General features: G+C 40.2%; 23 protein-coding genes. 11 read left to right on the top strand and 12 right to left on the bottom strand.

The window, feature by feature from the left end; genetic code table 11:
• Positions 1-2: 2 nt before the first annotated feature.
• Together OOA_RS00775 and OOA_RS00770 are read left to right on the top strand one after the other, a co-directional pair.
• Positions 3-947 carry an SPFH domain-containing protein gene (locus tag OOA_RS00775; RefSeq protein ID WP_008910208.1) on the top strand — a complete coding sequence of 315 codons (945 nt, stop codon included), beginning with the start codon at positions 3-5 and terminating at the stop codon, positions 945-947.
• Positions 944-1,423, top strand: coding sequence for an NfeD family protein (locus OOA_RS00770; protein ID WP_008910207.1), 480 nt, complete (start codon positions 944-946; stop codon positions 1,421-1,423). The genes OOA_RS00775 and OOA_RS00770 overlap by 4 nt, the downstream gene beginning before the upstream one ends.
• Here the strand turns inward: OOA_RS00770 and cueR are convergent.
• A complete protein-coding gene (cueR, locus tag OOA_RS00765) occupies positions 1,377-1,787 on the bottom strand; it encodes a Cu(I)-responsive transcriptional regulator (RefSeq protein WP_008910206.1) in 411 nt (136 codons plus the stop codon). The genes OOA_RS00770 and cueR overlap by 47 nt on opposite strands.
• Before the next feature lie 242 nt (positions 1,788-2,029).
• Here cueR and copA point away from each other — a divergent pair, with 242 nt between their 5' ends.
• Complete coding sequence (copA, locus tag OOA_RS00760) at positions 2,030-4,975, top strand: copper-exporting P-type ATPase CopA (protein WP_008910205.1); 2,946 nt, start codon at positions 2,030-2,032, stop codon at positions 4,973-4,975.
• A 117-nt stretch (positions 4,976-5,092) separates the two neighbouring features.
• Here the strand turns inward: copA and OOA_RS00755 are convergent, their stop codons facing one another.
• A complete protein-coding gene (locus OOA_RS00755) occupies positions 5,093-5,995 on the bottom strand; it encodes a LysR family transcriptional regulator (protein ID WP_008910204.1) in 903 nt (300 codons plus the stop codon).
• 97 nt (positions 5,996-6,092) lie between these two features.
• Here OOA_RS00755 and OOA_RS00750 point away from each other — a divergent pair, with 97 nt between their 5' ends.
• The 3 genes from OOA_RS00750 (at position 6,093) to ybaK (ending at position 8,247) form a co-directional block, all read left to right on the top strand.
• Complete coding sequence (locus OOA_RS00750; RefSeq protein ID WP_008910203.1) at positions 6,093-6,551, top strand: multidrug/biocide efflux PACE transporter; 459 nt, start codon at positions 6,093-6,095, stop codon at positions 6,549-6,551.
• A 390-nt stretch (positions 6,552-6,941) separates the two neighbouring features.
• Positions 6,942-7,742, top strand: coding sequence for a TraB/GumN family protein (locus OOA_RS00745; RefSeq protein ID WP_008910202.1), 801 nt, complete (start codon positions 6,942-6,944; stop codon positions 7,740-7,742).
• Between the two features lie 28 nt (positions 7,743-7,770).
• The gene (gene ybaK, locus OOA_RS00740; RefSeq protein WP_008910201.1) at positions 7,771-8,247 is read left to right on the top strand and encodes a Cys-tRNA(Pro)/Cys-tRNA(Cys) deacylase YbaK; all 477 of its coding nucleotides are present in this window, start codon (positions 7,771-7,773) and stop codon (positions 8,245-8,247) included.
• Positions 8,248-8,452: 205 nt separating this feature from the next.
• On the opposite strand, the gene ushA is transcribed toward ybaK, so the two are convergent.
• On the bottom strand, positions 8,453-10,120 hold the full coding sequence (ushA, locus tag OOA_RS00735; RefSeq protein ID WP_008910200.1) for a bifunctional UDP-sugar hydrolase/5'-nucleotidase UshA: 1,668 nt from the start codon (positions 10,118-10,120) through the stop codon (positions 8,453-8,455).
• A gap of 259 nt (positions 10,121-10,379) precedes the next feature.
• On the opposite strand from ushA, the gene OOA_RS00730 reads away from it, so the two are divergent.
• From OOA_RS00730 to OOA_RS20555, 3 genes are all read left to right on the top strand, one after another.
• Entirely contained in the window at positions 10,380-11,594 is a 1,215-nt protein-coding gene (locus tag OOA_RS00730; RefSeq protein ID WP_008910199.1) for an MFS transporter, read from the top strand.
• A 452-nt stretch (positions 11,595-12,046) separates the two neighbouring features.
• Positions 12,047-13,786 (top strand): YbaL family putative K(+) efflux transporter, encoded by a 1,740-nt coding sequence (gene ybaL, locus OOA_RS00720; protein WP_008910197.1) that lies wholly within the window; start codon positions 12,047-12,049, stop codon positions 13,784-13,786.
• A gap of 863 nt (positions 13,787-14,649) precedes the next feature.
• Complete coding sequence (locus OOA_RS20555; protein WP_158467565.1) at positions 14,650-14,808, top strand: hypothetical protein; 159 nt, start codon at positions 14,650-14,652, stop codon at positions 14,806-14,808.
• Between the two features lie 217 nt (positions 14,809-15,025).
• Here the strand turns inward: OOA_RS20555 and OOA_RS00710 are convergent, their stop codons facing one another.
• The 9 genes from OOA_RS00710 to apt all read right to left on the bottom strand — a co-directional run bounded on the left by OOA_RS00710 (position 15,026) and on the right by apt (position 25,583).
• Positions 15,026-16,339: an inosine/guanosine kinase gene (locus OOA_RS00710; RefSeq protein ID WP_008910196.1), complete on the bottom strand. Its 1,314-nt coding sequence runs from the start codon at positions 16,337-16,339 to the stop codon at positions 15,026-15,028.
• 242 nt (positions 16,340-16,581) lie between these two features.
• The gene (gene wzz(fepE), locus OOA_RS00705) at positions 16,582-17,706 is read right to left on the bottom strand and encodes an LPS O-antigen length regulator Wzz(fepE) (RefSeq protein ID WP_040690688.1); all 1,125 of its coding nucleotides are present in this window, start codon (positions 17,704-17,706) and stop codon (positions 16,582-16,584) included.
• Between the two features lie 117 nt (positions 17,707-17,823).
• On the bottom strand, positions 17,824-18,795 hold the full coding sequence (gene hemH, locus OOA_RS00700; protein WP_008910194.1) for a ferrochelatase: 972 nt from the start codon (positions 18,793-18,795) through the stop codon (positions 17,824-17,826).
• A gap of 142 nt (positions 18,796-18,937) precedes the next feature.
• Positions 18,938-19,582, bottom strand: coding sequence for an adenylate kinase (gene adk / locus OOA_RS00695; protein WP_008910193.1), 645 nt, complete (start codon positions 19,580-19,582; stop codon positions 18,938-18,940).
• A gap of 191 nt (positions 19,583-19,773) precedes the next feature.
• Positions 19,774-21,648, bottom strand: coding sequence for a molecular chaperone HtpG (gene htpG / locus OOA_RS00690; RefSeq protein WP_040690686.1), 1,875 nt, complete (start codon positions 21,646-21,648; stop codon positions 19,774-19,776).
• A 390-nt stretch (positions 21,649-22,038) separates the two neighbouring features.
• Positions 22,039-22,638 carry a recombination mediator RecR gene (recR, locus tag OOA_RS00685; RefSeq protein WP_008910191.1) on the bottom strand — a complete coding sequence of 200 codons (600 nt, stop codon included), beginning with the start codon at positions 22,636-22,638 and terminating at the stop codon, positions 22,039-22,041.
• Positions 22,638-22,967 carry a YbaB/EbfC family nucleoid-associated protein gene (locus OOA_RS00680; RefSeq protein ID WP_008910190.1) on the bottom strand — a complete coding sequence of 110 codons (330 nt, stop codon included), beginning with the start codon at positions 22,965-22,967 and terminating at the stop codon, positions 22,638-22,640. Before OOA_RS00680 ends, recR begins: the two co-directional genes overlap by 1 nt.
• Before the next feature lie 49 nt (positions 22,968-23,016).
• Positions 23,017-24,936, bottom strand: coding sequence for a DNA polymerase III subunit gamma/tau (dnaX, locus tag OOA_RS00675; protein ID WP_008910189.1), 1,920 nt, complete (start codon positions 24,934-24,936; stop codon positions 23,017-23,019).
• Positions 24,937-25,031: 95 nt separating this feature from the next.
• Positions 25,032-25,583 carry an adenine phosphoribosyltransferase gene (gene apt, locus OOA_RS00670; RefSeq protein ID WP_008910188.1) on the bottom strand — a complete coding sequence of 184 codons (552 nt, stop codon included), beginning with the start codon at positions 25,581-25,583 and terminating at the stop codon, positions 25,032-25,034.
• A gap of 149 nt (positions 25,584-25,732) precedes the next feature.
• On the opposite strand from apt, the gene priC reads away from it, so the two are divergent.
• Entirely contained in the window at positions 25,733-26,281 is a 549-nt protein-coding gene (gene priC / locus OOA_RS00665; RefSeq protein ID WP_040690979.1) for a primosomal replication protein PriC, read from the top strand.
• A gap of 16 nt (positions 26,282-26,297) precedes the next feature.
• A complete protein-coding gene (locus OOA_RS19870; RefSeq protein ID WP_008910186.1) occupies positions 26,298-26,468 on the top strand; it encodes a DUF2496 domain-containing protein in 171 nt (56 codons plus the stop codon).
• Positions 26,469-26,473: the final 5 nt, after the last annotated feature.

Below are 26,473 nucleotides of genomic sequence, written 5' to 3'. Positions count from 1 at the left end.
CAATGGATTTGTTCGCGTTTGGTGCTATACCGATTATTATTTTTATTGCTATCGTTATTGTTTTTACCTGTGTAAAAACCGTACCGCAAGGTTATCAATGGACTGTTGAACGTTTCGGGCGTTATACCCGTACGTTACAACCAGGATTGCATTTTCTTGTGCCTTTTATGGATAGAATAGGTCGTCGCATCAACGTAATGGAACAAGTCCTTGATATCCCTTCGCAAGAAGTTATATCACGCGATAACGCTAACGTGACTATTGATGCAGTTTGCTTTATTCAAGTTGTCGATCCTGTGCGTGCCGCTTATGAAGTCAGCAATCTTGAGTTGTCAGTCCTCAATCTGACCATGACTAATATTCGTACGGTATTAGGCTCAATGGAATTGGATGAAATGCTGTCACAGCGTGATTCGATTAACACCCGACTCCTGCATATTGTGGATGATGCAACCAATCCATGGGGCGTTAAAATAACTCGTATCGAGATCCGTGATGTTAAGCCACCAAAAGAATTGGTTAATGCGATGAATGCCCAGATGAAAGCCGAACGTACCAAGCGTGCTGATATTCTGGAAGCAGAAGGTATTCGTCAAGCTGCTATCTTAAAAGCTGAGGGCGAAAAACAATCACAGATCCTCAAAGCTGAAGGTGAGCGAGCTTCAGCATTTTTACAAGCAGAAGCTCGTGAAAGGGCTGCTGAAGCAGAAGCTAAAGCAACTCAGATGGTTTCTGCGGCTATTGCTGCCGGTGATATGCAAGCGATTAACTACTTCGTTGCACAAAAATATACAGATGCATTAACCGCTATTGGTTCTGCTGAAAATAGCAAAGTGATCATGATGCCACTTGAAGCCAGTAATTTGATGGGCGCAATTGGTGGGATCACTGAACTTCTGAGTGAAAGTAAAAAAAACAGCGCCAATAAAAAGCAGGTAGGCTCATGATAGAACTTATCAGCATTCAACCCGCATGGTTTTGGCTGTGTCTTGGTGGTTTATTGCTGATTGGTGAACTACTTGGCACAGGTGGTTATTTACTCTGGTCAGGGATCGCCGCGGTTGCTGTGGCGATTATCGCACTGGTATTGCCCTTCGTCGGTTGGGAGTGGCAAGGCATCTTGTTTGCTATCTTAACCGTTGTTTCCGCTGTGTTATGGCGTAAATGGTTAAGTCTGCGTAAAGACCCGCAAACAGATGACGTTAATCAAAAGAGCCACCAATTAATTGGTGTTAAGGCACGTTTGATGATGGATACTGAAGAGGGTTTTGCCCGCGTGCGTCTTGCTGACGGTAGTTGGCGTGCCTACAGTGAATCACCGCTTAAAGCAGGCACTGAAGTGATCGTCACCTCAGTTGACGGCATTACATTACACGTTAAGCCTTACCATGATGGCAGCATCCACGAGCAAGATGGTCAATAATCGGGCAATCGGCACCCTCATCGCCGGGGCACGCGTCGACTAATTCTTGCAATGTACCTTTGATAGCAGACAATTTTGCGATTGTCTGCTCTATCTCTTGAATTTTGGCGATTGTCGTACTCTTCACATCTGCACTGTGTCTTTCTGGATTACGGAATAGCCCCAACAACTCACCGCACTCCTCTAAGGTAAAGCCAACATCTCGAGCCTGTTTGAGCAATCCCAGCTCATCTAGATGTCTATCTTGATAATAACGATAGCTATTTTCACCACGCTCAGGTGGAGTAATCAACCCTTTCTCTTCGTAAAAACGGATCGCTTTCGCGGTAAGACCGGTTTTTTTAGCAATTTCACTAATATTCATTATTCCCCCTTGACCTTAACCTTGCAGGAGGGTTTAACCTTTCCTACATGTCGACGCACCAATGATTATTTCAAGTTACATAACATTTGATTTAATTAGGGTACGGCACTTAGCACATCATATTAAACTGTTATATATGATGTTCGGGATATCTTTTCCAGTCAACTATAAGCAGCTTCGATTATTTTGTGTATAGAACTCGAATAAAAATATAATGAGTCATGAGTTAAGGAGATTTTACTATGAGCAGCAAAATCATTCTCTCACTGCAAGGCCTAAGTTGCATGCATTGCGTGGGTACAGTAACCAAAGCGCTTGAAGCGCGTTCTGATATTGAAAGCATCAAAGTCACCATTGAGTATGCAGTGATTGATACTGATGCCACTGCCGAATCACTGATTTCGACCATTGAAAAAGCAGGTTATGAGGCAAAAGTTGCTGGAGAACCAGATGTTACTTTGCAACTCTCTGGACTTAGCTGTATGAAATGTGCAGGTAAAACCCAGCAAGCATTAGAGGCTGTTGATGGTGTTGCCACCGCCATAGTTGATACAAAACAAGCTAAAATTTACGGTAATGTCGCTGTTGAGACATTGATCAATGCTGTCGAACAAGCAGGTTACAAAGCGACGCTAGCAGACTCCAACACAACTATTTTGGCACTATCTGGCCTCAGCTGCATGAAGTGTGCTGAGAAAACACGCCTTGCACTTGAAGCTGTCGACGGCGTTGAACAAGCTGAAGTGAATACAACCTCTGCTAGTGTTCGCGGCACAGCATCGGTAGATGCTTTAATTTCTGCTGTTACCTCTGCTGGCTACCAAGCTAGTCTCAGCCCAGAAGGTGATTCCCACCCAAAGACTGAGCCGCTGACCACGCAAATTGAGCAGCCGGAAGCTGACTCAGCGGCAATTTGTGATATTCCAGCTCAAGAATCTGATTTAGGTGAGCAACCTGAAATATCCCCAACAGATGACAGTGTTCAACTGTTATTAGATGGTATGACCTGCGCCAGCTGCGTTAATAAAGTACAAAAAGCACTGAGTAGCGTACCGGGCGTTGAAAATGCTCGTGTAAACCTTGCGGAACGTAGTGCATTAGTGACAGGAACAGCACAACAAGCTGACTTAATCGCTGCGGTTGAAAAAGCAGGTTATGGGGCTGAGATCATTCAAGATGAAACTGAGCGACGTGAACGGCAACAGCAAGTTGCTGATGCTAATATGCGTCGTTTCCGCTGGCAATCGGCGCTTGCATTAGCGCTCGGGATACCAGTGATGGTTTGGGGGATGATGGGCGATAATATGACCTTGACGTCTCAGAACCATTCTATTTGGCTCACTATCGGTATCTTAACACTCGCGGTCATGGTATTTGCTGGTGGTCATTTCTATCGAAATGCATGGCAAAGTCTCAAAAATGGTAGTGCTACCATGGATACGCTTGTTGCCCTCGGAACGGGTGCAGCTTGGCTCTATTCAATTGTTGTTAACCTTTGGCCTGATATGTTCCCAGAACAAGCTCGCCATCTCTATTATGAAGCCAGTGCAATGATCATCGGTCTGATTAATTTGGGCCATGCTCTTGAACAACGCGCCCGTCAGCGCTCATCAAAAGCATTGGAAAGATTATTAGATTTGACGCCACCCACTGCTCGTGTTGTCACAGAGCAAGGCGAAGTTGACATGCCACTCGAACAGGTCAAAAAAGGGATGATTTTACGCCTTGCAACCGGTGATCGTGTTCCTGTTGATGGTCAAATTATCGAAGGCGAAGTGTGGTTAGATGAAGCTATGCTGACAGGCGAAGCCATTCCGCAGCAAAAAAGTAAAGGTGATCAGGTTCATGCAGGAACCGTGGTGCAAGATGGTACCGTATTGTTCCGTGCGGCGGCGGTGGGAAGCCAAACAACTCTGGCACGTATCATTCACTTAGTTCGCCAAGCTCAAAGTAGTAAGCCACAAATTGGTCAATTAGCTGACCGCATTTCAGCAATATTCGTGCCTGTTGTGGTCGCTATCGCCGTAATTGCAGGCGCTATTTGGTACTTTGTTGGCCCTGCACCACAAATTACTTATGCCTTAGTGATTACGACCACAGTACTAATTATTGCTTGTCCATGTGCACTTGGTTTAGCAACACCGATGTCAATTATTTCAGGCGTGGGGCGTGCAGCTGAGTTTGGGGTGCTAGTTCGTGATGCTGATGCACTTCAACAAGCCAGTGAACTAGACACTATCGTATTTGATAAAACGGGCACATTAACCGAAGGGATGCCGCAAGTTACCGACATCCACACCTTTAATGGCTTTGATAAAGATGAAGCACTACAACTTGCCGCTTCGCTTGAAAGTGGTTCTAACCACCCTCTGGCGCGAGCTATCACCAATCGAGCTAAAGAGCTAATCATTCCCGCGAATGAACAGTTCAGAACTTTAGCAGGGTTAGGGGTCAGTGCGATAATTGACGGTAAAACAATTTACCTCGGTAACCAAAAATTATTGGTGCAGAGTGATATCGATACTCGCGCTATCGAAGAGACATTACATCAGCAAGCTTCTTTGGGAGTAACTCCAGTGCTGTTAGCCGTCGATGGTAAGGTCGCTGCTTTACTGTCGATTCGTGATCCATTACGAAAAGACAGTATCAGTGCGCTAACTCGCTTGCATAAACAAGGTTTCCGTTTAGTGATGTTGACGGGTGATAATCCAGTGACTGCAAATGCTATTGCTAAAGAAGCAGGTATTGATGAGGTGATTGCAGGCGTAATGCCAGATGGCAAATCAGCCGCTATTGAGGCACTACAAGCCAAGGGCCATAAAGTGGCTATGGTTGGAGATGGCATCAACGACGCTCCTGCCCTCGCCCGTGCTGATGTGGGAATTGCGATGGGCGGCGGTAGTGATATTGCGATTGAAACGGCTTCAATTACCTTAATGCGCCAAAGTCTACATGGCGTCGCTGATGCCATCGCAATCTCGAAAGGGACATTGCGTAATATGAAACAAAATCTGTTTGGTGCCTTTATTTACAATACACTAGGCATTCCAATTGCAGCAGGGATACTCTACCCACTGACTGGTACATTGTTAAACCCTGTCGTCGCCGGCGCAGCGATGGCGCTTTCATCCATCACTGTCGTCAGTAATGCAAACCGATTACTGCGGTTTAAACCCAAACAAGATTAATTGATAAATTGAGTCGGAGAGAACACATACTCCGACTCATATATCTAAATCGATCTCACCGTATAGCTCTTTATGTAATTCGGATAGCTGAACATCGTTATCAACAATACAATTTGATTAGTTATTGATATAGCTGACTTTATTAGGATCTTGAGCAACACGATTATTATCACTAAGCAATTTATTAATCAGCCAATAACCGGCTTTCCCTGGTGGGTTATTCTTAGACCAGACTAAATCTAAATCTATTTTACGCGGCCATTGGTCATATTTCAGGCTAACCAGTGTGCCGTGACCAAATTGTTTAACTAACCATGTCGGTAATATCGCCCACCCCATTCCTTGTTCCGCCATTTCTAGCAATAACAAGTAATTTGGTGCTAACCAATTCTTTTCACTATTAATAATAGTTTGGGTACTACTACTCAATCGCAATTGACGATTCATTGTTAGATGCTGATAGGTAATAGTTTTCTCTTGAGCTAGGAGATGTGTGTTTAAAACATATAAACCTAATTCACCTTGGATAGGTAGACGAGAAAACATAATATCAGCAGGATATTCAATCCTTGATTCCATCATGCCAATATGTGCTTGTTGATTTTGTAACATATCAATAACGTCGTCATTCTCAGCGATTAAAAACTCAAATTCGATATGTGGAAACTGTCTATCTAATGTATTCAACACATGTTCTGCATGTGGTGATTGATAAATATCAGAAAATGCACAACTTAATCTGGGTTCAATATCAGGAGAAAGCTCAACCCTTAGTGCCTGCAAACGCTCATCCGCAGATAAAATATCTTCGACTAAGCTCAATACTTTTTTACCTGCAATCGTTAAGGTTGATTCTCTCCCTTGACGATCAAATAAAGGGAACCCCATATCATCTTCTAGCCCACTAATGGTACTACTGACTGTTGATTGGCTTTTATTTAGCTTTCTGGCTGTTGCTGAAAACGATTTTAAAGATGCAGCTTCAACAAAGGTACGCAATGTTTCGATGGAATAATTCATATTGGTATCGGTTTTATCGATGGGTTCTATTTTGTATATATAGAGAAAATTGCAAATAATTGCACCTGTTTTATTGAATAATCAATTTGAGGTGGGTATGAGTCAATATCAAAAAACATTCATGGAGCGAGTTTTTCACGCTGTATCATTTGAAGTGATTGCAATTGCGATCACAGCCCCAATCAGCGCATGGCTTTTAGATCGCTCTATTTTTCAAATGGGGACTATCGCAATAGTATTATCAACACTCGCAATGCTGTTAAATTTATTTTACAACATGCTATTTGACCGTTATTGGCCACTTTCAAGAGGGCCTAGACCCATCAAAGTCCGCATCATTCACAGCATTGGTTTTGAATTAAGTTTTGTGATCTTCGGTGTTCCAATATTGGCAGTTTTACTGAAAATGTCCTTATTAGATGCATTCTTATTAGAACTTGGCTTTTTTGTATTTTTCCTTTTCTATACTTATGCATTTAACTTAGCTTATGACGTATTACGCGTGCGTTGGTTTGCTCGTAAAGAAAAGCAACATAAGACAGTATTGCGGTCATAATCGATAATAACTAAGTGCTTATAATGAGAAAACCCCATATAAATGGGGTTCTCAATGATTTGAATTGATTAAATACGAATGCTTTTTATTGGATCATAGACGATTATATTTGAGCAGTGACTTTCTCATGTTATGTGTATTTTACACTACAACAATAAGCTTTCTGCTCCATGCAAATTATGATTTTAATGTTATATCAATAAGTTGAGATTAAAATATCTTCTATACCGCGACATTTCGTTACTCTCTACTCGCCTCAATCGCATATTTATCTATCATTGTATTTATCTATGATCGACATAAAATGATTTTCTTGAACTTAAGTTGTTCGCAAATCCACGCTGGATTGTTTAATCTAACAAACTGATACTAAACAGTGGAAAGGCAAAAATGGGAAAGCTGCTCGAAAATCTAAGAAATTGGCTACATACAGAAGCCGCGATGGTCTATCCTTACCCTGCCATTGATGTTCGCCTATCAAAAAAATTAAAACTGCATATTGTTGGCAGTATTCATATGGGAACTGAAAATATGTTTCCTCTTTCTGCAACACTGCTCGAAAAATTGAACCAAGCCGATGCGTTAATTGTGGAAGCCGATATCACTGATATACGGTCGCCTTTTCCTCAAGAAGACACTTTGCGTATCCCATTAAATCAGCGTCTTAGCGAAAATGAATATCAACTATTCTTACAATATTGCCAAGAAATTCATCAAGATCCAGCTCAATTCGATAATCTTCCTTCATGGCAAATTGCGTTAGTTTTGCAAGCTACACAAGCACAAGGTCTGGGATTACGTGGCCAATATGGCATTGATTATCAGCTGCTACGCAATGCTCAATCCCAGCAAAAAAAGATTATTGAATTAGAAGGTACTGACTCCCAAGTAGAGCTACTCTTGAAGCTACCCAATGAAGGTCTACCTTTGTTAGAGGATACATTAGAACATTGGCGCACTAATGCCCGATCTTTGCAAACGATGATCAGTTGGTGGCTCGATTATCAGCCTGATCACTGTGTCACATTGCCAAAAACCTTTAGTGACGACGTTTATCAAGTACTGATGGAACAACGCAACCGCGATTGGAGTGGTACACTAAAATCATTACCCGATGGTAATTATGTGGTTGCAGTAGGTGCCTTACATTTATTTGGTGATGGTAGCCTAGTCGATTATCTGCGCAATTAGGTTATTTTTTTAAACAACAGGTGTAAACATGACTCCCGCAGTAAAGTTACTCGAAAAACAAAAAATTAATTTCACTCTTCATCCTTATGATCATGATCCTAGTGTACATAATTTTGGCGATGAAGCCGTTAGCAAACTAGGTTTAGATGCAAAACAAGTATTTAAAACGCTTCTCGTTGCGCTTAATGGTGATCAAAAAAATTTAGCAGTTGCAGTCACCCCTGTTTCGGGTCAATTAGATTTAAAATTGGTCGCTAAAGAATTCAAAGTCAAAAAAGTCGAAATGGCTGACCCACAAGTTGCACAAAAAACGACAGGTTACTTAGTTGGCGGCATCAGCCCATTAGGCCAGAAAAAACGCTTACCAACCGTAATTGATAGTCAAGCTCAGCAATTTACCACTATGTTTATTTCGGGTGGAAAGCGTGGTTTGGATATTGAGTTAGCACCGAATGATCTTGCCAATGTATTAAATGCAATATTTGCTGAAATAAAGAAAACGTAAGCAACAGCGGCTTTTAGCGATACAGGCAACGTATTGATTTTTTTATTGCTGATCTATCAATAGGCTCATTTTCTTACTTTCATTCGTTCGCTATTTATTAAGCTTCTCAACTCATAGCGCTTATTATGTGCTTACTTATATTTCCAAAAAAGCCTCAAATTCATTCCTGAATTGAGGCTTTCAATGTAAAACCGCGAACGTTTAATTATTTTTTATAAATAATCTCGCCTTTAGGCTCATAATCCGCTGCTTTGAGTGGTGAATGTTTCTCGATATAGCCTTTCAATACTTCAGCATCCACAAAGCCAGTATTGACATAACTAGGGTGACTATCCAGCTTCGGATAACCATCACCGCCGATCGCATTAAAATTCAATGTTGCCATACGGTAGGTTTTTTCAGGATCGACTGGCTTGCCATCAATTTTCACATCACTGATACTGCCGTCTGCATTTAATGTGAGGTTCACATTATAGAATTGAGCATAAGCACCTGAATCGGGCTTCATATTTGCAACAGCTTGTAGGTATGGCAGTACTTCGCTACCTTTGAAATCAATATAAACTAGTTCGTTAGTGAATGGTTGTACTTTCAGCACGTCTTTATAGCTGATATCACCGCTTTCGATTGAATCACGTACGCCGCCGCCACTCATGATAGCAAAATCAGCATCTGCGCGTTCTTTTTGTGCCGCTAACAATAAATGACCCATGTTAGTTTGCTCAAAACGAACTTTGTTACGATCACCGACCAACTTGCCATCAACAGAACCTACTTTCACATTCAGTTGCTCACCACCTTTTTCTTGGTATGGCGTCAACAGCTTCATCATTTCGGCATTATGTGCAATTTCTTTGGTGTAGTAAACGCGTTCACTTGTCCCGTCTTCTTTAGTGACTTTTTTACTTAAGTTGATTGGGATCAGTTGGTAATGTTTCAGCGTAAACTTACCATTTTTAAATTCAAAGTCAGCACGGCCGACATATTTGCCCCATTCGTGTGCTTGAACAATCCAAGTTCCATTTTGATTGTCTGGTGCACAAGGTGTACCTGGCACATAATCTGCTTGTTTATAGTCTTTATTTTCAGCCGACATACAAACCGGATCTTGGGAGTGACCACCAACAATCATATCCAAATAGCCTGCTGGTAAGCTGCGAGCCATCTCGACATCACCAGGCGCATTCGAACCATGTTGACCGTTATCATAGTGGCCCATATGAGTTGCAGCGATAATAATGTCTGGTTTTTCTGTCTCTCGAAGCTCTTCTACTACTTTTTTAGCTTCTACTGCTGGAATTCTAAATTCAACATCAGGGAAATTGGCTGGGTTGCCAAGTTTTGCAGTGTCATCTGTTGTTAAGCCTATAACTGCAATTTTAACGCCTTGTTTATCAAAAACTTGATATGGCTGGAAAAGACGTTTACCTGTGCTAGTTTGATAGATATTGGCAGATAAGAATGGGAAATTTGCCCATTTTTGCTGGTTACGAAGCGTTTCGAGAGGATTATCAAATTCATGGTTACCTAATGCCATCGCATCGTAACCCACTAAGTTCATGCCTTTGAAGTCAGGCTCAGCATCTTGTAAATCAGATTCTGGTACGCCAGTGTTAATATCACCACCGGAAAGCAGTAGTAGGCTACCACCTTGTTTTGCAACTTCATCGCGAATTTCATCAACAACTGTTTTTTGAGCAGCTAATCCATACTCGCCATGATCGTTATGCCAGAAGTGACCATGATGATCGTTAGTGTGCAAAATAGTAATATTATACGTTTTGTCTTTTTCCCAAGCATTTGCCAGAGCAGCTGGCAATAATGCTAAAGATACTGTTAATGCGCATGCAGATGCTTTAAATGTCAACTTCATACTTCTCTCCCGGCCCATATAAATTTTTTTTGCGATATGTGTAGATTATAGACTTAATAGTAAACCCTGTTTTATAGCATGAAACTGCGAGCAAAATCCGATAATCCATGCGTAAATCAATATCTGTTTCACTGAATTGAGATCTTATTCAAATTAATACTATCCGTGATTTTTTTAAACGGTATATTTATTGGTTCACATAAATTATAGATGCGTTATATTGATCACAATTGTGCAACACAACGAAAAGTTACTAATTATGAGTGAGCAAACAACAAGTCAAATAAAGACTAAACCATCAAAACCTGCCGGAAAAACTGTTTTTAGCATTCTAACTGCTATCAGCGTTTCTCATCTGTTGAATGATATGATTCAATCGTTGATATTAGCTATCTATCCTTTATTACAATCTGATTTCTCATTGAGCTTTGCACAAATTGGATTGATTACACTAACTTATCAAATTACAGCATCGCTGCTACAACCGATAATTGGCGCTTATACCGATAAATATCCGCAACCTTACTCGCTACCTATTGGTATGGGCTTCACCCTCACGGGGTTAATATTACTGGCAATGGCTGAAACCTACCCTGTCATATTGCTTGCCGCCGCACTTGTTGGAACGGGTTCTTCTGTATTCCATCCTGAATCATCCCGTGTCGCACGAATGGCTTCAGGTGGTCGCCATGGCCTTGCGCAATCATTTTTCCAAGTCGGTGGGAATTTAGGGTCTTCCCTAGGTCCTCTACTTGCAGCATTAATTATTGAACCATATGGCAAAGGTAATGTAGGTTGGTTCTCTCTCGCAGCATTGTTAGCGATTGTGATACTCCTGCAAGTGAGTAGCTGGTATAAACAGCAACATCGCGCTGCCAGTAAAAAACCAGCTTATCACGTTGAAATCAACGTTCTCCCACGTAAAGCCGTAGTTGGTTCCTTAGCAATATTATTGATATTAATTTTTTCTAAATACTTTTATTTAGCGAGCATCAGCAGTTACTACACGTTTTATCTAATCGATAAATTTGGTGTGTCAGTTCAAAATGCCCAAATTCATCTGTTTATTTTCCTATTCGCTGTTGCGGCTGGTACGATGATTGGTGGGCCTATTGGCGATAAAATTGGCCGAAAATATGTTATTTGGTTTTCTATTTTAGGCGTCGCACCTTTTACATTAATGCTTCCTCACGCCTCTTTATATTGGACAAGTATCCTAACGATAATTATTGGGTTGATATTAGCTTCAGCATTTTCCGCTATTTTGGTCTATGCCCAAGAATTGATACCGGGTAAAACAGGCATGGTTTCAGGACTGTTTTTCGGATTAGCATTTGGCATGGGAGGTGTTGGTGCTGCTGTACTGGGTCAGATTGCTGATAAAACGAGTATAGAGCAAGTTTATCAATACTGCGCTTTTCTCCCATTACTTGGAATTTTTACTGTATTGTTACCAAATTTAGAACAAAAATAGTCATTTCCCCTTATTTAACCCATACTTATCAAAACATAAGTATGGGTGGTTCTATCTATATACTACTTAAAATTCAACAAAAATTCATATAAACAACATCTTTGTAACGATTTAGCACTAATGAAGCGGTTTTATTTGAAAAACATTTCATTTTTTTAAGGAAATTTCCCTCAAATAAAGATAAAATGAAATTATATGCAAAGTGCATTCCAATATGTGAACGCATCGTTAGCCAAGATAGCGTGAGTTTATCAATCGAAGTATGACGGGCATGGCGGCAAACGAGTGAATCACTAGAAACATACATAAGTATGTGACTCGTGTGATCGAATGAAGCCAACAACGATATAAATCGAAGTATGACGGGCATGGCGAGCATTCACAATATTGGAAGTCAATGGCATGTAGGTACCCACCCAATACTTTTTCACACAATAACCAGAGGAGACTAGATGGAGCATTCAACGCCCTTAATTACAACCATTGTTGGTGGTCTCGCCCTTGCATATCTGTTAGGTATGATCGCTCAGCGATTAAAAATTTCCCCTTTAGTAGGTTATCTGGCTGCTGGTGTTTTAGCAGGTCCTTTCACACCTGGTTTTGTTGCAGATGCTGCACTTGCTCCAGAACTCGCCGAAATTGGTGTTATCCTATTGATGTTCGGAGTTGGATTACACTTTTCACTTAAAGATCTTTTAGCCGTTAAGGCAATTGCCATCCCTGGCGCGGTTGCACAGATTGCCGTTGCAACTTTACTGGGTTTTGGCCTTTCTATGTTGTTTGGCTGGAGCACCTTTTCAGGGATTGTTTTCGGTCTCTGTTTATCAACGGCAAGTACCGTTGTATTACTTCGAGCCCTAGAAGAACGACAGCTTATTGAAAGTCAGCGCGGACAAATCGCGATTGGCTGGTTGATTGTTGAAGATTTGGCAATGGTATTAGCACTTGTTTTGTTACCTGCCGCTGCCGCTATAATGAATTCAGAACAAGCAAGCTTTAGTGAACTACTCATAGGGCTTGCATGGACAATCGGTAAAGTGATTGCCTTTATCTTTATCATGATAGTCATTGGCCGCAGAGTGATTCCTTGGATCCTGTCCCGTACAGCATCAACTGGTTCTCGTGAGCTGTTTACGCTCGCGGTACTTGTACTTGCGCTCGGAATTGCCTATGCCGCTGTTGCTGTGTTTGATGCATCTTTCGCACTTGGTGCTTTCTTTGCGGGCATGGTTTTAAATGAATCTGAATTAAGCCATCGTGCAGCGCAAGACACATTACCATTAAGAGATGCATTTGCTGTTCTGTTCTTTGTTTCTGTTGGAATGCTATTTGACCCAACGGTATTGCTTGACCATCCATTAGGTGTCATTGCTGTTCTAGCGATTATTATTATCGGTAAATCAGCTGCTGCACTTGTCCTTGTTCGAATGTTTGGACATTCGCGGCGAACTGCATTAACGATCTCCGTCAGTCTCGCACAAATTGGTGAATTTGCCTTTATTTTAGCAGGCTTGGGAATGGCACTCGGTGTCATGGACAAAGATGCTCAGAACCTAGTTTTAGCTGGTGCTATTTTCTCAATTATGCTTAATCCGGTATTATTTAGTTTATTAGATAAGTATTTAGAAAGAACTGAAACTATTGAAGAGCAGCTTCTTGAAGAGACATTGGAAGAAGAGACGCAGATCCCTGTCGATATTTGTGGTCATGCGATTATCGTTGGCTATGGCCGTGTCGGAGCAATGTTAGCGGATAAACTACGCAGACGTAATATTCCATTAGTCGTCGTTGAAGATACTCGAGCTAAGTTTGAAGAACTAGCCGAAAATGGATTCAGCGCTATTCTAGGTAACGGTGCAAATAAAGATACGATTAATCTTGCTCGTATTGAATGCGCAAAAACACTACTTCTTACCATTCCTAATGGTTATGAAGCAGGTGAAATCGTCGCAAATGCCAAAGCACTTAATCCGAGTATTACTGTAATTGTTCGTGCTCACTATGACGATGAAGTTAGCTTTATTAAAGAGCGTGGTGCGGATCATATTATTATTGGTGAACATGAAATAGCCAAATCTATGGCAACATTTATGTGCCAAGATATTCCTGAGGCTGGTTCAACAAATAGTGATAGCTCAACCAAGGAAGATGAAGGTAGAAATCTCGATGAATACCTAAAACCGTCCCATTAATTTAAGCTGTATGTAAGAAATTGCGCCGATATTCAGGATCACAAGTTAACATTGTGATTCTGGGTATTAGCGCAGTGCATTATTAGCCACAACTCGATATAATGTGATGCATAAAAATCAACCATACCAAGATAAAATTAAATGCAAAAAAATGAACATGTATCTAAATATTTTATTTCACTCTCTACTCTGACACCAAAAATTCACCCAATATAAGCTAACATATAGAAAACTATTAATTCATCACACTTGGGAAATAAACATAACAATTAAAAGCTTAAATTTAAAACAACAACATCATATTAAATAAAACATCCATAATAAAAAATTATAAATATAAAATATCAACACCTATTATTATATAACTCTACAAACTCTTTAAAATTAACTATTATTCACAAAACAAACTTTGAGCATTATATTAAGTTAACACTACTAAAAATGTAAACTAATTAATCCAAAAGGAAATTACATGAATAATATATTTATATTACTTTCAAATAGCGATATTTTTATTGCAACCAAGAGCTCATCTTGGCAAATCTTACAAAAAAGGGCTTATTTCGGGAGTTTCAGCATCTGTTTCAGGAATTGGAGCATGGGCTAAATTAGAAGGTAGTGGCACCTTTGAAACAAGGGTATTAGAAGAGTCACAACGTTATAAAAATTTTATACATAAATATCAAATAGATCTCGGATTAAACTCTTTTTCATCTTGAATGAATACAAATGACCATGCTCAAATTCATAAGGAAGAACTCATTGAAATATTTGATGAAATATCTTAATCACAATCGTTCAAGGGGAAGGTTAATATCAATTTAAGTGCTAGCGGTTTATATCCAAATGTTGAAGTAACAGCAATGGCATATGTTTCAGTTCTCGAGGTTGTAAACTCTTCTGGAAATAGTTTCAATATAATTTCTTCGGAGCCTCCAGAACAAGATACTGGCGCATGTGACCCACAAAATGGTCAATCACTGCTAAGTGAAGATAATAACTCAATAATTACTATTCATTAATCTAGATATAAAATAACAAATTTATCCGTGGGTTCTATAAATAACATTTATTACTAATAAGGTATCATTAAAAAGAACCCACGACATCTATTTAATTTTAAAAGTTACTTTAACTAATCAAGGTGCAATTTTTTATATTTATCATATGAAATAACACCTCACTATTTATATAAACGGTAAGGTGTTATTTTGAAAAACATAAGAATAAAGTTGAGAATTAACGATCCCAGTAGGACTCCTCTAAACTATCTTCTTTTTCCGGTAAGCCACGAGTTAAACGTGGTGAGTGTTGACTGAGTACCTGATAACTAACTCGGTTAGCATATTTACACACTTGTGCTAATGATGAATAAGTCAGGTATTGACGTGGATGCTTACTAGAATTAGGCACATTCATACGATGATATGAATTTGCTGTAATATCATGCAACAATGCAGATAATGCACCATCTCCTGCACCGTTTGTGTTCATGATTTTTTCAGGCCCACCCATATAAGGTTCGATATGAGAATATATGCGCATGGGAGCATCACAATCTTGCTGTCTCATTGCACGGCTAAATTCATATAAATTGAATTCCGCAATTGCACCAGGCAATAATGGATGCTGAGTTGTTCGTTTGAACGCTTCTTCCGTATAACCCGCCATATACAGTCCCGATGGCCCTGCTGTGCACAACACTAAATCAACCCAATTAAGTGCCATATCTGAAGCCAGCAACGGATCATTGAATCCAGTTAGTTCCAATGCTTCATCTTCATTCATTGCGACGACAGAAACATGTTCTGAGAGAAAATCACGCCAGAATTGCGGATCTTGTGCAATAACAAACTTAGTACCAAGCGTTAATACCACTGGGACATTATGCTTTTTAGCATAAGTGATAGCTTGCATGGTTGCTTCTGGCATTGTTTCACCCGGCTTACAGCGAACTAAATATGCTGTCAAAACCAATGCAGATGCTCCAGCAATGATTTCTTCTGGGATGCTCTCAGGGCGTAGGCGATTCATATGGCCGGGACTAATAGCAAATGTCCGTTCGCCATTTTCTGTAATCAATGTAAAACAACGACCAATCGCACCATCAACGCCTTGTAAGTAGTTGAGATCCATGCGGCTGGAAGTATGGCAAAGGTAACGGTAAGAATAACTACCAATTTGAATATTGTTACACATGGTGCCTAATAGTACAGAGCGATCATCGGCTAACACAGAATAATTGTGTAATGTATTTCCGATTGTTCCCCCTGCAAACTCATGTGTAATTAATGCGTTGCTTGTGAGTTCTTCATATAACGCTTCTGCTACATCATCTTCAATCACTAAAGAGTGACCTTTGCTAAGTTGGTAGCGCTCAATAAACTCATCATCAACTTTGGCTTCAATATCTACCAATGTCTGGTCGATACCAACTATATAAGATTTACAGTTTTCATCATCATCCATACGCTCTTTAATAGGATGCAAAAGCGGATCTCTGAGACTAACTGGGAAATAATGCTTTGATTTACGTTGACCGGGGAATTTCATAATGAACAAATCAGATAGTTTAGATGACGCTATTCTAGCACGATAAATATAAACCATCACCTTAGACAACGGATTGTTTATAAAAACATCAAAATAATAAAGCACGCTTCTAAGTGAACAAAGCCGCTATTCCGATAAAAACCCCGTAAATATAAGAATATGATAATTCGGGTAGCTAGCTTCATTCAACATAAATGCAATTTAGTGTCTAATATAACTATCCAGTTTGGATTAGTTCCAATTTAAAGCAAAGTATTATTTTTTTTATAATCGCGATACAAATCTCGAGTCAGGACATAAACGCAACTAAGAATAAAACCTAATATTGCGCTTAATGCAATAATTAAAGATGATTTTGGCGAATCTTTTTTCGCGGGTAAATCAGGAGAAAGAATAAATTTAATTGGCGTAAAATCGATAGTATCAATATCTAGCTCTGACAGGCTTTTAATATAATGTTGACGGATTTGTAAATCCTCACTCATCAACGCAATATCTCTGTTTTGAGACTCAATTGTTAATTTTTTCTCCAACGCTTCAGTACCTAGGGCAATTGGATAATCAGGATCATCATTGATGATTGCTGAATCAGAGACAATTGGCTTGCGGACACCCGCTGCTTTTGCAATAGCAATCGCGCGTTTTAACCTTTCAACTTTCACATCATATTCAGTACGAATCTTGGTAACTTCTTGTTTAAACGACTCATTTGCATAAACTAGCTGTTGTGCTACCGCATTTTGAATATCATTCTTAAACTGTTCTCTTACTTTTGTTGCCGTAAAACGAATATAACCCGCTAATAAATCTTGAGCTTCAGCAGGTTGAGGCGCCGTAAATGTCAGAATAATATCTGTTGAATTACTATTCTTCTCTTTCGACTGATCTTTAATTTGAATACTACTGGAAATAATACTATTCACTAACCGTTGATCAATATTAACTTTATCCGCATTGTTTGTACTTTGAATAAAGTCTTTGTAGTAACTTGTACTTCTAACATAAACTTCTTGGTTAACTTTAGAACGATATTCATCAATAAAAGTGTTAAAAATTCGCTGCGTGGATAAATCAATTTTAACATCGAGTACACTTAGTTGTGTACCCAGTTCAGTGATATCTTTAATCTCTTCTGAAGTCGGTGGAATAATAACGGCTGTACTGCTCCATTTTTGAGGTAATTGAAATACCACAAGCGTACTGATAAGCGAAATTATTACAGTTATGGCAAGAATAAGAAATTTATTTCTTATTAAAACAGAGAGCAAAGCCATCAAATCAATTTCATCACTTTGCTGTACTTTGAATTGTGGAACCTCTATTTTACCTGCCATTTTGTCATTCCGCGAATGTTTCTCAGTGCTCATATAAGTTCCAGTTTAAAAATCAAATTAGAATGCAATGGAATATTGTATGTGCAAGTATAATGATTTTTGCAATTTATGATATATAGATTAACGCCAGATTAGGCAGCAATTTAAACCTTAAAGTTTACCTATTACATCATTTATAAGTAATTTAAATAACTCAATGCTATCGTCATTATCATTTAACGCTGGAATATAATGATAAGACTCGCCACCATTGCTTTTGAAGAACTCTTGATTTTGCTCACTAATCTCTTCTAACGTTTCCAAGCAATCTGCTGAAAACCCTGGGCAAATCACTTGCACAGATTTTACACCTTGCGATGGGAGCTGATTCATTGTTTCATCAGTATAAGGTGTTAACCAAGGTTCACGACCAAAACGAGACTGATAAGTCATTAATACGCGGTCACTCGGGAAATTCAATGCTTCTTTGAGTAAACTAAACGTTTTCTCGCATTCTTGTGAGTAAATGTCGCCTTTATCGATATAACGCTTAGGAATACCGTGAAATGAAAGGATTAAGCGGTCTGGTTCACCATGCTCAGCAAAGCTTTTTTCAATTGAATTTACTAACCCTTTGATATAAGCAGGATGTGTAGCATAGCTACGAATAAAAGACAAAGAAGGTATTGTCGGCATCTTACGAAAAACCGCTGAAATACCATCATAAACAGCTGCTGTTGTTGTTCCTGAATACTGAGGATACAGAGGAAGAACAATTAGTTGAGTAACCCCCTGATTGATTAAATTATCTATCGCACTCTTTAATGATGGAGAGCCATAACTCATCCCTACTTCCATAGGTATGCCAGGAAAACATTCGGAAAGTTTATGTTTTTGACGTAACGTATTGGCTAATAGTGGAGAGCCGTCCTCAGTCCAAATTGATTGATACAATTTAGCAACTTTTGGCGACCGAAATGGCAGGATAACGCCATGTAGAATAGGTTTCCAAATAATGCGCGAAAGATCAATAACCCGAATATCACTGAGAAATTCAGCTAGATAACGTTTTACGGCGGGGGTTGTCGGAGAATCAGGTGTCCCTAAGTTAACCAATAAAATACCATATTTATTTTCTGACACAATGATTTCTCCATAGTGATAATGACCACTGATGTTATATCACAAAATAATATCTTTTGGTCTTCTAATATGACAAAAGTATAAACCATGACAAAAAAAAGCAGCGATTTTCGCTGCCTTAACTAATCTGGGTTTTCAGGTTTTAGCCAAGAATTTTTGCCAATTCTTCACTAACTTCAACAACTTTACGAGTACCATCAAGTTTGAAGTATTTAGTATTACCAGCATCCGCTTCTTTTCGGTAATAAGCAACCAAAGGTGCAGTAAGGTCATGGTATTCAACTAAACGTTTACGAACAGTATCTTCTTGGTCATCTTTACGAAGAGTCAACTCATCACCAGTAACATCATCTTTGTTTTCAACCTTCGGTGGGTTGAATGCCACATGATAAACACGACCTGATGGCGCATGAACACGGCGACCAATAATGCGCTCAACAATGATTTCATCCGGCACATCGAACTCTAAAACGAAATCAACATTAATTCCAGCTTCCTTCATTGCATCTGCTTGAGGAATTGTGCGTGGGAACCCATCCAACAAGAAGCCATTGCGGCAGTCATCTTGTTTGATGCGCTCTTTAACTAATGCAATCACTAATTCATCAGTAACTAATTTACCATTATCCATTAGTTCTTTAGCTTGTATGCCTAACTCACTACCCGCTTTGACGGCTGCACGTAGCATGTCGCCAGTTGAAATTTGTGGGATCCCAAATTTCTCCATAATAAATTGAGCTTGAGTGCCCTTACCGGCGCCAGGAGCACCAAGTAGAATAATACGCATTGCGTAAACCCCTTGCTATTTAGTTTTTTATAATTTGAAAGAAAACAAGCTACCATACCATTAGCATAGCGCTCTACTCAAGAAGACACGTAAACGTTTTCGCATTTAACTTCTTTCGTAAAAGAAAAAAACCACGCTAAAGCACGAGCTAAAACGCGGTTTTTGTTCCAAAACGAAAATCAATCACCGAATTATTTTAATAATAATTCATTGATTTTACGGATGAATAAGTTCGGATCTTCTAATGTGCCACGTTCTGCCAATAGAGCCTGATCTAATAACACATCAACCCAATCCGCAAAAAGCGCTTCATCACTAACATCTGATGCTTTCTTAACCAATGGATGAGAAGGATTCAGCTCAAAGTTATATTTCACTTCTGGTGCAGCTTGGCCCGCAGCAGCAAATAATTTTGCCATTTGAGTACTCATTTCATCAGCATTCGTTGTCACAATGGCTGGTGTATCCGTTAAACGGTGAGTCAGCTTAACCTCTTTCACGCGATCGCCCAATAATGTTTTCACACGCTCAACAAATGGCTCTAACTGCTTATCAGTTTCTTCTTGCTCAGCTTTGTTTTCATCCGCTAATTTATCCAGAGACTCATCAGCCTTGCTCACTGATTGGAATTGTTTACCATCAAACTCGGATAAATAATTCATCATCCATTCGTCGATACGATCAGATAATAATAGAACCTCAATACCTTTTTTACGGAATAGCTCTAAGTGAGGGCTACTTTTCGCCGCAGCGTAACTATCAGCAGTGATAAAATAAATTTTATCCTGACCATCAACCATACGGCTAACATACTCTTCTAGTGATACATTTTGTACGTTGCTGTCATTATGTGTTGTAGCAAAACGTAATAGCTTAGCAATAGCTTCACCATTGCCACTATCTTCAGCAGGGCCTTCTTTGATCACCAGACCAAACTGCTGCCAGAAAGATTGGTATTTTTCAGCGTCGTTTTTAGCCAGTTTTTCTAACGTTTGTAGAACACGCTTTGTTAAAGCACTGCGCAAGCTACGCGTTAAGGCGCTATCTTGTAAAATTTCACGCGACACGTTAAGTGGTAAATCATTGGAATCCAATACACCACGCACAAAACGTAGGTAGTTTGGCATAAACTGCTCAGCATCATCCATAATAAAGACACGCTGAACATAAAGTTTTAAGCCATGGCGTTGATCACGATTCCATAGGTCAAATGGCGCCTGTGAAGGAATATATAGCAGGCTAGTGTACTCTTGCTTACCTTCAACACGGTTATGTGTCCATGTGAGTGGATCGGCATAATCGTGAGAAATATGTTTATAGAATTCGATATATTCTTCATCAGAAATATCAGATTTATTACGTGTCCACAGTGCTTTAGCTTGGTTAATTTTCTCCCAAGTTACTGTGCCATCTTCTTCATTTTTATCTTCGATCTCAACAGGCAATGCAATATGATCTGAATATTTACTAATGACTGAACGTAAACGCCAGTTATCTAAAAATTCGCTTTCATCAGCACGTAGGTGCAAGGTAATTTCTGTACCACGTTCAGCCTTCTCAATATCAGCGATAGTGTATTCACCTTCGCCAGCTGATTCCCAAAATACACCTTGGTCTGCTGGTGTACCAGCAGCTCGGCTACGCACAGTGACTTTATCAGCCACAATAAACGCAGAATAAAAACCAACACCAAACTGACCGATCATTTGGCTATCTTTAGCTTGGTCGCTGCCTAATGTTTCTAAAAAGGCTTTAGTACCTGACTTAGCGATAGTTCCTAAGTTATCAATAACTTCAGCACGGCTCATACCAATACCGTTATCGCTAATAGTGAGTGTCCCGTTCTCTTTATTTGCGCTGATGCGAACACGCAGTTCACCATCATTTTCATACAGCTCAGGTTTAGAGAGCGCACGAAAACGTAGTTTATCTGCCGCATCGGATGCGTTTGAAATAAGTTCACGCAAAAAGATTTCTTTGTTCGAATAAAGAGAGTGGATCATCAACTGCAGTAGTTGTTTAACTTCTGATTGGAACCCGCGAGTTTCTTGTCCTTTCATACTCATTAATGGCCTCTATATCATCAATCTAATGGGATAGTTTTGACTTATCGATGGAGATCTAATGGGGGCAAAAAATGGGAATTCAACTATTCAAAGTAAAAATCCTTAAAATAGAGAGAAAAAGCAGCACGTTAGCGATTAATGATAATTAACAAGTACTATCAACAAAGTAAAGGCAATGATTGAGGTTTGAGGTTTGATCTTAATCGTTTTAAATTTGAAGTAGAGAATTGAATTTTGTTGTTTTACGATAAAATTACAGGAGCAATCTCCTAAATAATTCGAGCTACAGCTAGGCGGCAAGCAAAGATATCCCGGGTAGCATACACAAGTATGTGACTCGGGTAGCTTCGCGTAGGCAACAAAGCTGTAGCTTGAAGTATGACGGAGATTTTAAAGGCGTTGGCGACCAGCGAGCGAATGGGACAACGTCGTCCCATCAACCATCTCTAGTTCACCGCCAACAGGTACTCCATGGGCAATACGACTCGCCATCACACCATATTGCGCACACATCTGCCCAATATAGTTTGCTGTCGCTTCTCCTTCTACTGTCGGATTGGTGGCGAGTATCACCTCAACAATCGTTTCAGAAGAAAGTCGCTCCTCAAGCCTATCGAGGCCAATATCCATTGGGCCGATCCCATCAAGTGGCGATAAATGCCCCATCAGTACAAAATAGCGCCCTGAAAACTGCCCCGTCTGCTCAATCGCATAAATATCTGCCGGACTTTCGACCACGCAGATTAAACCGTTTTGTATACGACGCGGATTTTCACAGATATTGCACGCATCTTGTTCGGTAAAGGTGCGGCAATCACGGCAATGCCCGATTTCGGACATCGCTCGCGTGAGCGCCTGTGCTAGGCGCATCCCACCACTACGGTCACGCTGAAGCAGCTGAAAAGCCATGCGCTGCGCTGACTTTGGTCCCACACCGGGAAGACAGCGCAGCGTTTCCATTAATGTCTCAAGAAGCGGACTTGTTTGCATTAGAATGGCATCTTAAAGCCTGGGGGCAATTGCATTCCATTAGAAACACCCGCCATTTTTTCTTTTTGCGTTTCTTCGATACGACGTGCAGCATCATTGAATGCAGCAGCAATCAAATCTTCCAGCATATCTTTATCATCTTCAAGAAGACTTGGGTCAATCTCAACACGACGGCAGTTATGTGAGCCATTGATGGTAACTTTTACTAAACCAGCACCTGACTCGCCCGTTGCTTCTAGATTGGCGATTTCTTCCTGAACCTTCTGCATTTTGTCTTGCATTTGTTGGGCCTGCTTCATCAGGTTACCCAAACCACCTTTACCAAACATAGTTATCTCTCACAACTGAGGCTACAGCTTACTCACAGAGACTGCAGCGTTAAACGGGGCGAATACTCTCTTCATCCAACTGCGCATCAAACATCGAGCGTAGTTTTTGAATTGTTTTATCCGCAATAATAGACTGACGAGCTTGTGCCAGTTTTTCTTCATAAATCGCCTGTCGCCATTCAAGTGGCGTTCTCACTGCCATATTATCATCTTGAACGACTTTCAGTTCAACAGAACGACCATAATGTTGGCTCAACGCACTTTGTAAGACCTCATGCGCTGAAGGTTTATCAAGGTGACGTTGTGCGAGTCGCAAATGAAGAACAATTTGTGATTCGCTTATCTCTTCTTTATATGAATTCAAAGCCAATTGTTCAACCAGCTTAGGAATATTTAATTGTGCTATTTCTGCTGACCACCCATCCCGCTCACGAGCTTCTTCAACAATTTTCGCTGCTAATTCAGGGGTTTTCTCGTACTCAAGTGCCTCTTTGATTCCTGCTGGCGTTGTTTTCGTTTCTTTTATTTCAGTATCTTCAAATTGAGGACGCCACTGATACGGTTTTGGTTTAGCTGATTTTTTAGCTTCAGAAGGGCTATTTGCTGCATTTTTTTGACGCTGGCTGGTGACAGCTGCCAGCCTTTCAAGTGCTGACACTGCCGGCTTAGCCTTTTCAGGCATGGCCGGTTTATTCTTTTTTGCGTCAGGGCCCTCATTTTGAGGCGATTGTAACGCTTCCCTTGCCTTCAATAATTGTAAGGTAGGGTTATTTTCTGAAACAGCTGTACTTGCAGATGCAGGAGCGGCAGCAGGTGAGCGAGTTGGTGCTATTCGCTCAAGTGGAGAAATCACCTTAGGTACGGAGACCTCTTCAATAATACTTTTGGGATGAAATGCTAATGCGCGTAGCAACGCCATTTCAACACCCATACGGCGTTCAGGTGCATAAGCAAGCTCTTTGCGGCCTACAAGTAACGTTTGATAAAATAGCTGTAAATCCGCAGGAGAAATAATTCTAGCAATTTGTCTGAGACGCCCATCTATTGATGAAGGATCGGTTTCTTTCGCTGCTGGTAATAACTGGATCATTGCAACTCGATGCAATAATGACAATATTTCAACCAGCAGATTTTCCCAATCAGCACCTCGACTAGCTGCATGTTCAACTTCAGACATCACCGCAATACCATCAGCACGAATCAATGCTTCTATTATCGCTAAAGGTTGCTCGTCATCCAATGTACCCAGCATTTGACTGACGATATCAGCAGTAACTTTACCTTGACCCATTGCAATTGCTTGGTCAGTTAAGCTAAGTGCATCACGTAGACTTCCATCAGCAGCTCGTGCAATTAACTGACGTGCACGGCTATCATGTTCAATGCTTTCAGCATTGAGGATATGCTCAAGCTGTTCACTGATTTGAGTCACATCCAATGCTTTTAAATGGAATTGCAAACACCGTGATAAAATAGTCACAGGTAATTTTTGCGGATCAGTGGTTGCCAATAAGAATTTCACATGTTCAGGAGGTTCTTCGAGCGTTTTTAATAACGCATTGAAGCTGTGACGTGAAAGCATGTGGACTTCATCAATGAGGTAAACTTTGAAGCGACCTCTTGCCGGTGCATATTGAACGTTGTCCAATAGTTCGCGGGTATCTTCAACTTTGGTTCTTGATGCTGCATCGATTTCAATCAAGTCAACAAAACGACCTTGCTCTATTTCTAGGCAATTAGCACATTTACCGCAAGGTGTTGCCGTAATTCCCGTTTCGCAATTAAGGCCTTTAGCAAATAAACGTGCAATTGTCGTTTTGCCAACACCACGAGTCCCCGAAAAAAGATAGGCGTGGTGAAGCCTTTGGTGCTCAAGACCATTTGCCAGTGCGGTCAGTACATGTTGTTGACCGACAACATCTGAAAATTTTTGGGGGCGCCACTTACGGGCAAGTACCTGATAGCTCATGAATTATGCAGTTTCTAAACATGGTGATAGCACCATGCTACCACAGCCTCAGCCCTTACGGCGAGACCGTGATAAAAATAGTGAGGAAAATAGGATTAATGGCCTGGGAATTCAACTAAGCTAAATGAGTGGATCCCTTCTGCCGCAAGGCGTTCCACACCACCTAAATCAGGTAGGCTGATAATAAAGGCAGCATCGATAATTTCCGCGCCTAATTGTTTGATCATTTTAACTGTGGCTTCAATCGTTCCGCCCGTTGCTAATAGATCATCGACAACCAATACTTTGTCTTCTGGCTGAATACTGTCTTTGTGAATTTCTAGTGTATCGCTGCCATATTCCAAATCATAGGTAATACTTAACACTTCACGTGGTAGCTTACCTTTTTTACGAACAGGAACAAAACCAACACCTAAGCGTAATGCTACGGGTGCACCAAACAGAAAGCCACGGGCTTCAGTTCCTACAATCTTAGTCACCCCTTTGTCCTTATAATGCTCAACCAATAAGTCAATGGTGGCTTGATAGGCAGCGGGATTATTTAATAGGGTCGTAATATCGCGAAATAGTATCCCTTCTTTAGGATAATCATAGATACATGCGATACTTTCTTTAATCAATTGCAGTTGTTGCTCTCTAGCAGTCATAATAAGTGCCAATATAGTAAAATAGTAAAAACGAAAAGGAAGAATCTATGTAAAGTAGCATAAAAATGCAATAAGGAGCCGCCTATTTACGGCAAGTTTTATTGTTACACATCAATATTCCATTATTTTTCACTGCTATCGAGAAAAAAATGAAAATTCAGGCTCTTTTAGACGCACTAAAAGCACAAATTGACATATTGAAAACCCGCATTGCACCTATTGCCGATCAGGAATTCTCACACTCCCGTTTTGATACTAAACTTTTTAGTACTAAATCAACACATCTGGGAGATTGCCAAAAAGAGTTAAATAAGCTGTACGAGCAGCTTTGTCATAGTGTGTCGCTGAATCACAAAGAGCAGGTTAACTTCCTAACTGAAAAAATCGCACATCAAATTCAAGCTCTTTCACGGGAGCTATCCACACAATCATTACGTAAGAAGGAAACCTCATTCCGCGAAAAGAAAGACCGAGTTGATTTGTATCAACGACTAGCAGAGCATCAAGATTTCGAGCGTCGTTTATTAGGTATGGTCAGTGAGCGCGAGTTGCAATTAAATGCGCTAACCGATCACACTAAACGCCATCAATGTCAAAAAGATATTGCTGCATTAGCTGGTCGATTGTATCGTTGCCGCCAAGCATTAATGCGCATTGAAAAAGCGATTGAACATCAGGAAAATCAATTTTTAGAATAAATGACAAGGAGTTAGAATGAGTTCCCTTAAGGATGCCCCAACAGAGACCAAACTTGCTGTTGATTTAATTTACCTACTCGAAACTTCAGAAGTTGAAACTGACATTGTTCTTAAAGCTCTTGAGATAGTCAAAAGTGATTTTCTGACAAAGCAGGCCACAGAAGCGATCTGCTCACCAAAAAATTAATGGAT

This window comes from Providencia burhodogranariea DSM 19968 (genome assembly GCF_000314855.2).
Lineage (GTDB): Bacteria > Pseudomonadota > Gammaproteobacteria > Enterobacterales > Enterobacteriaceae > Providencia > Providencia burhodogranariea.
Note: the sequence above shows the minus strand (reverse complement) of the source record. Positions and strands in the feature narration are given on the sequence as shown.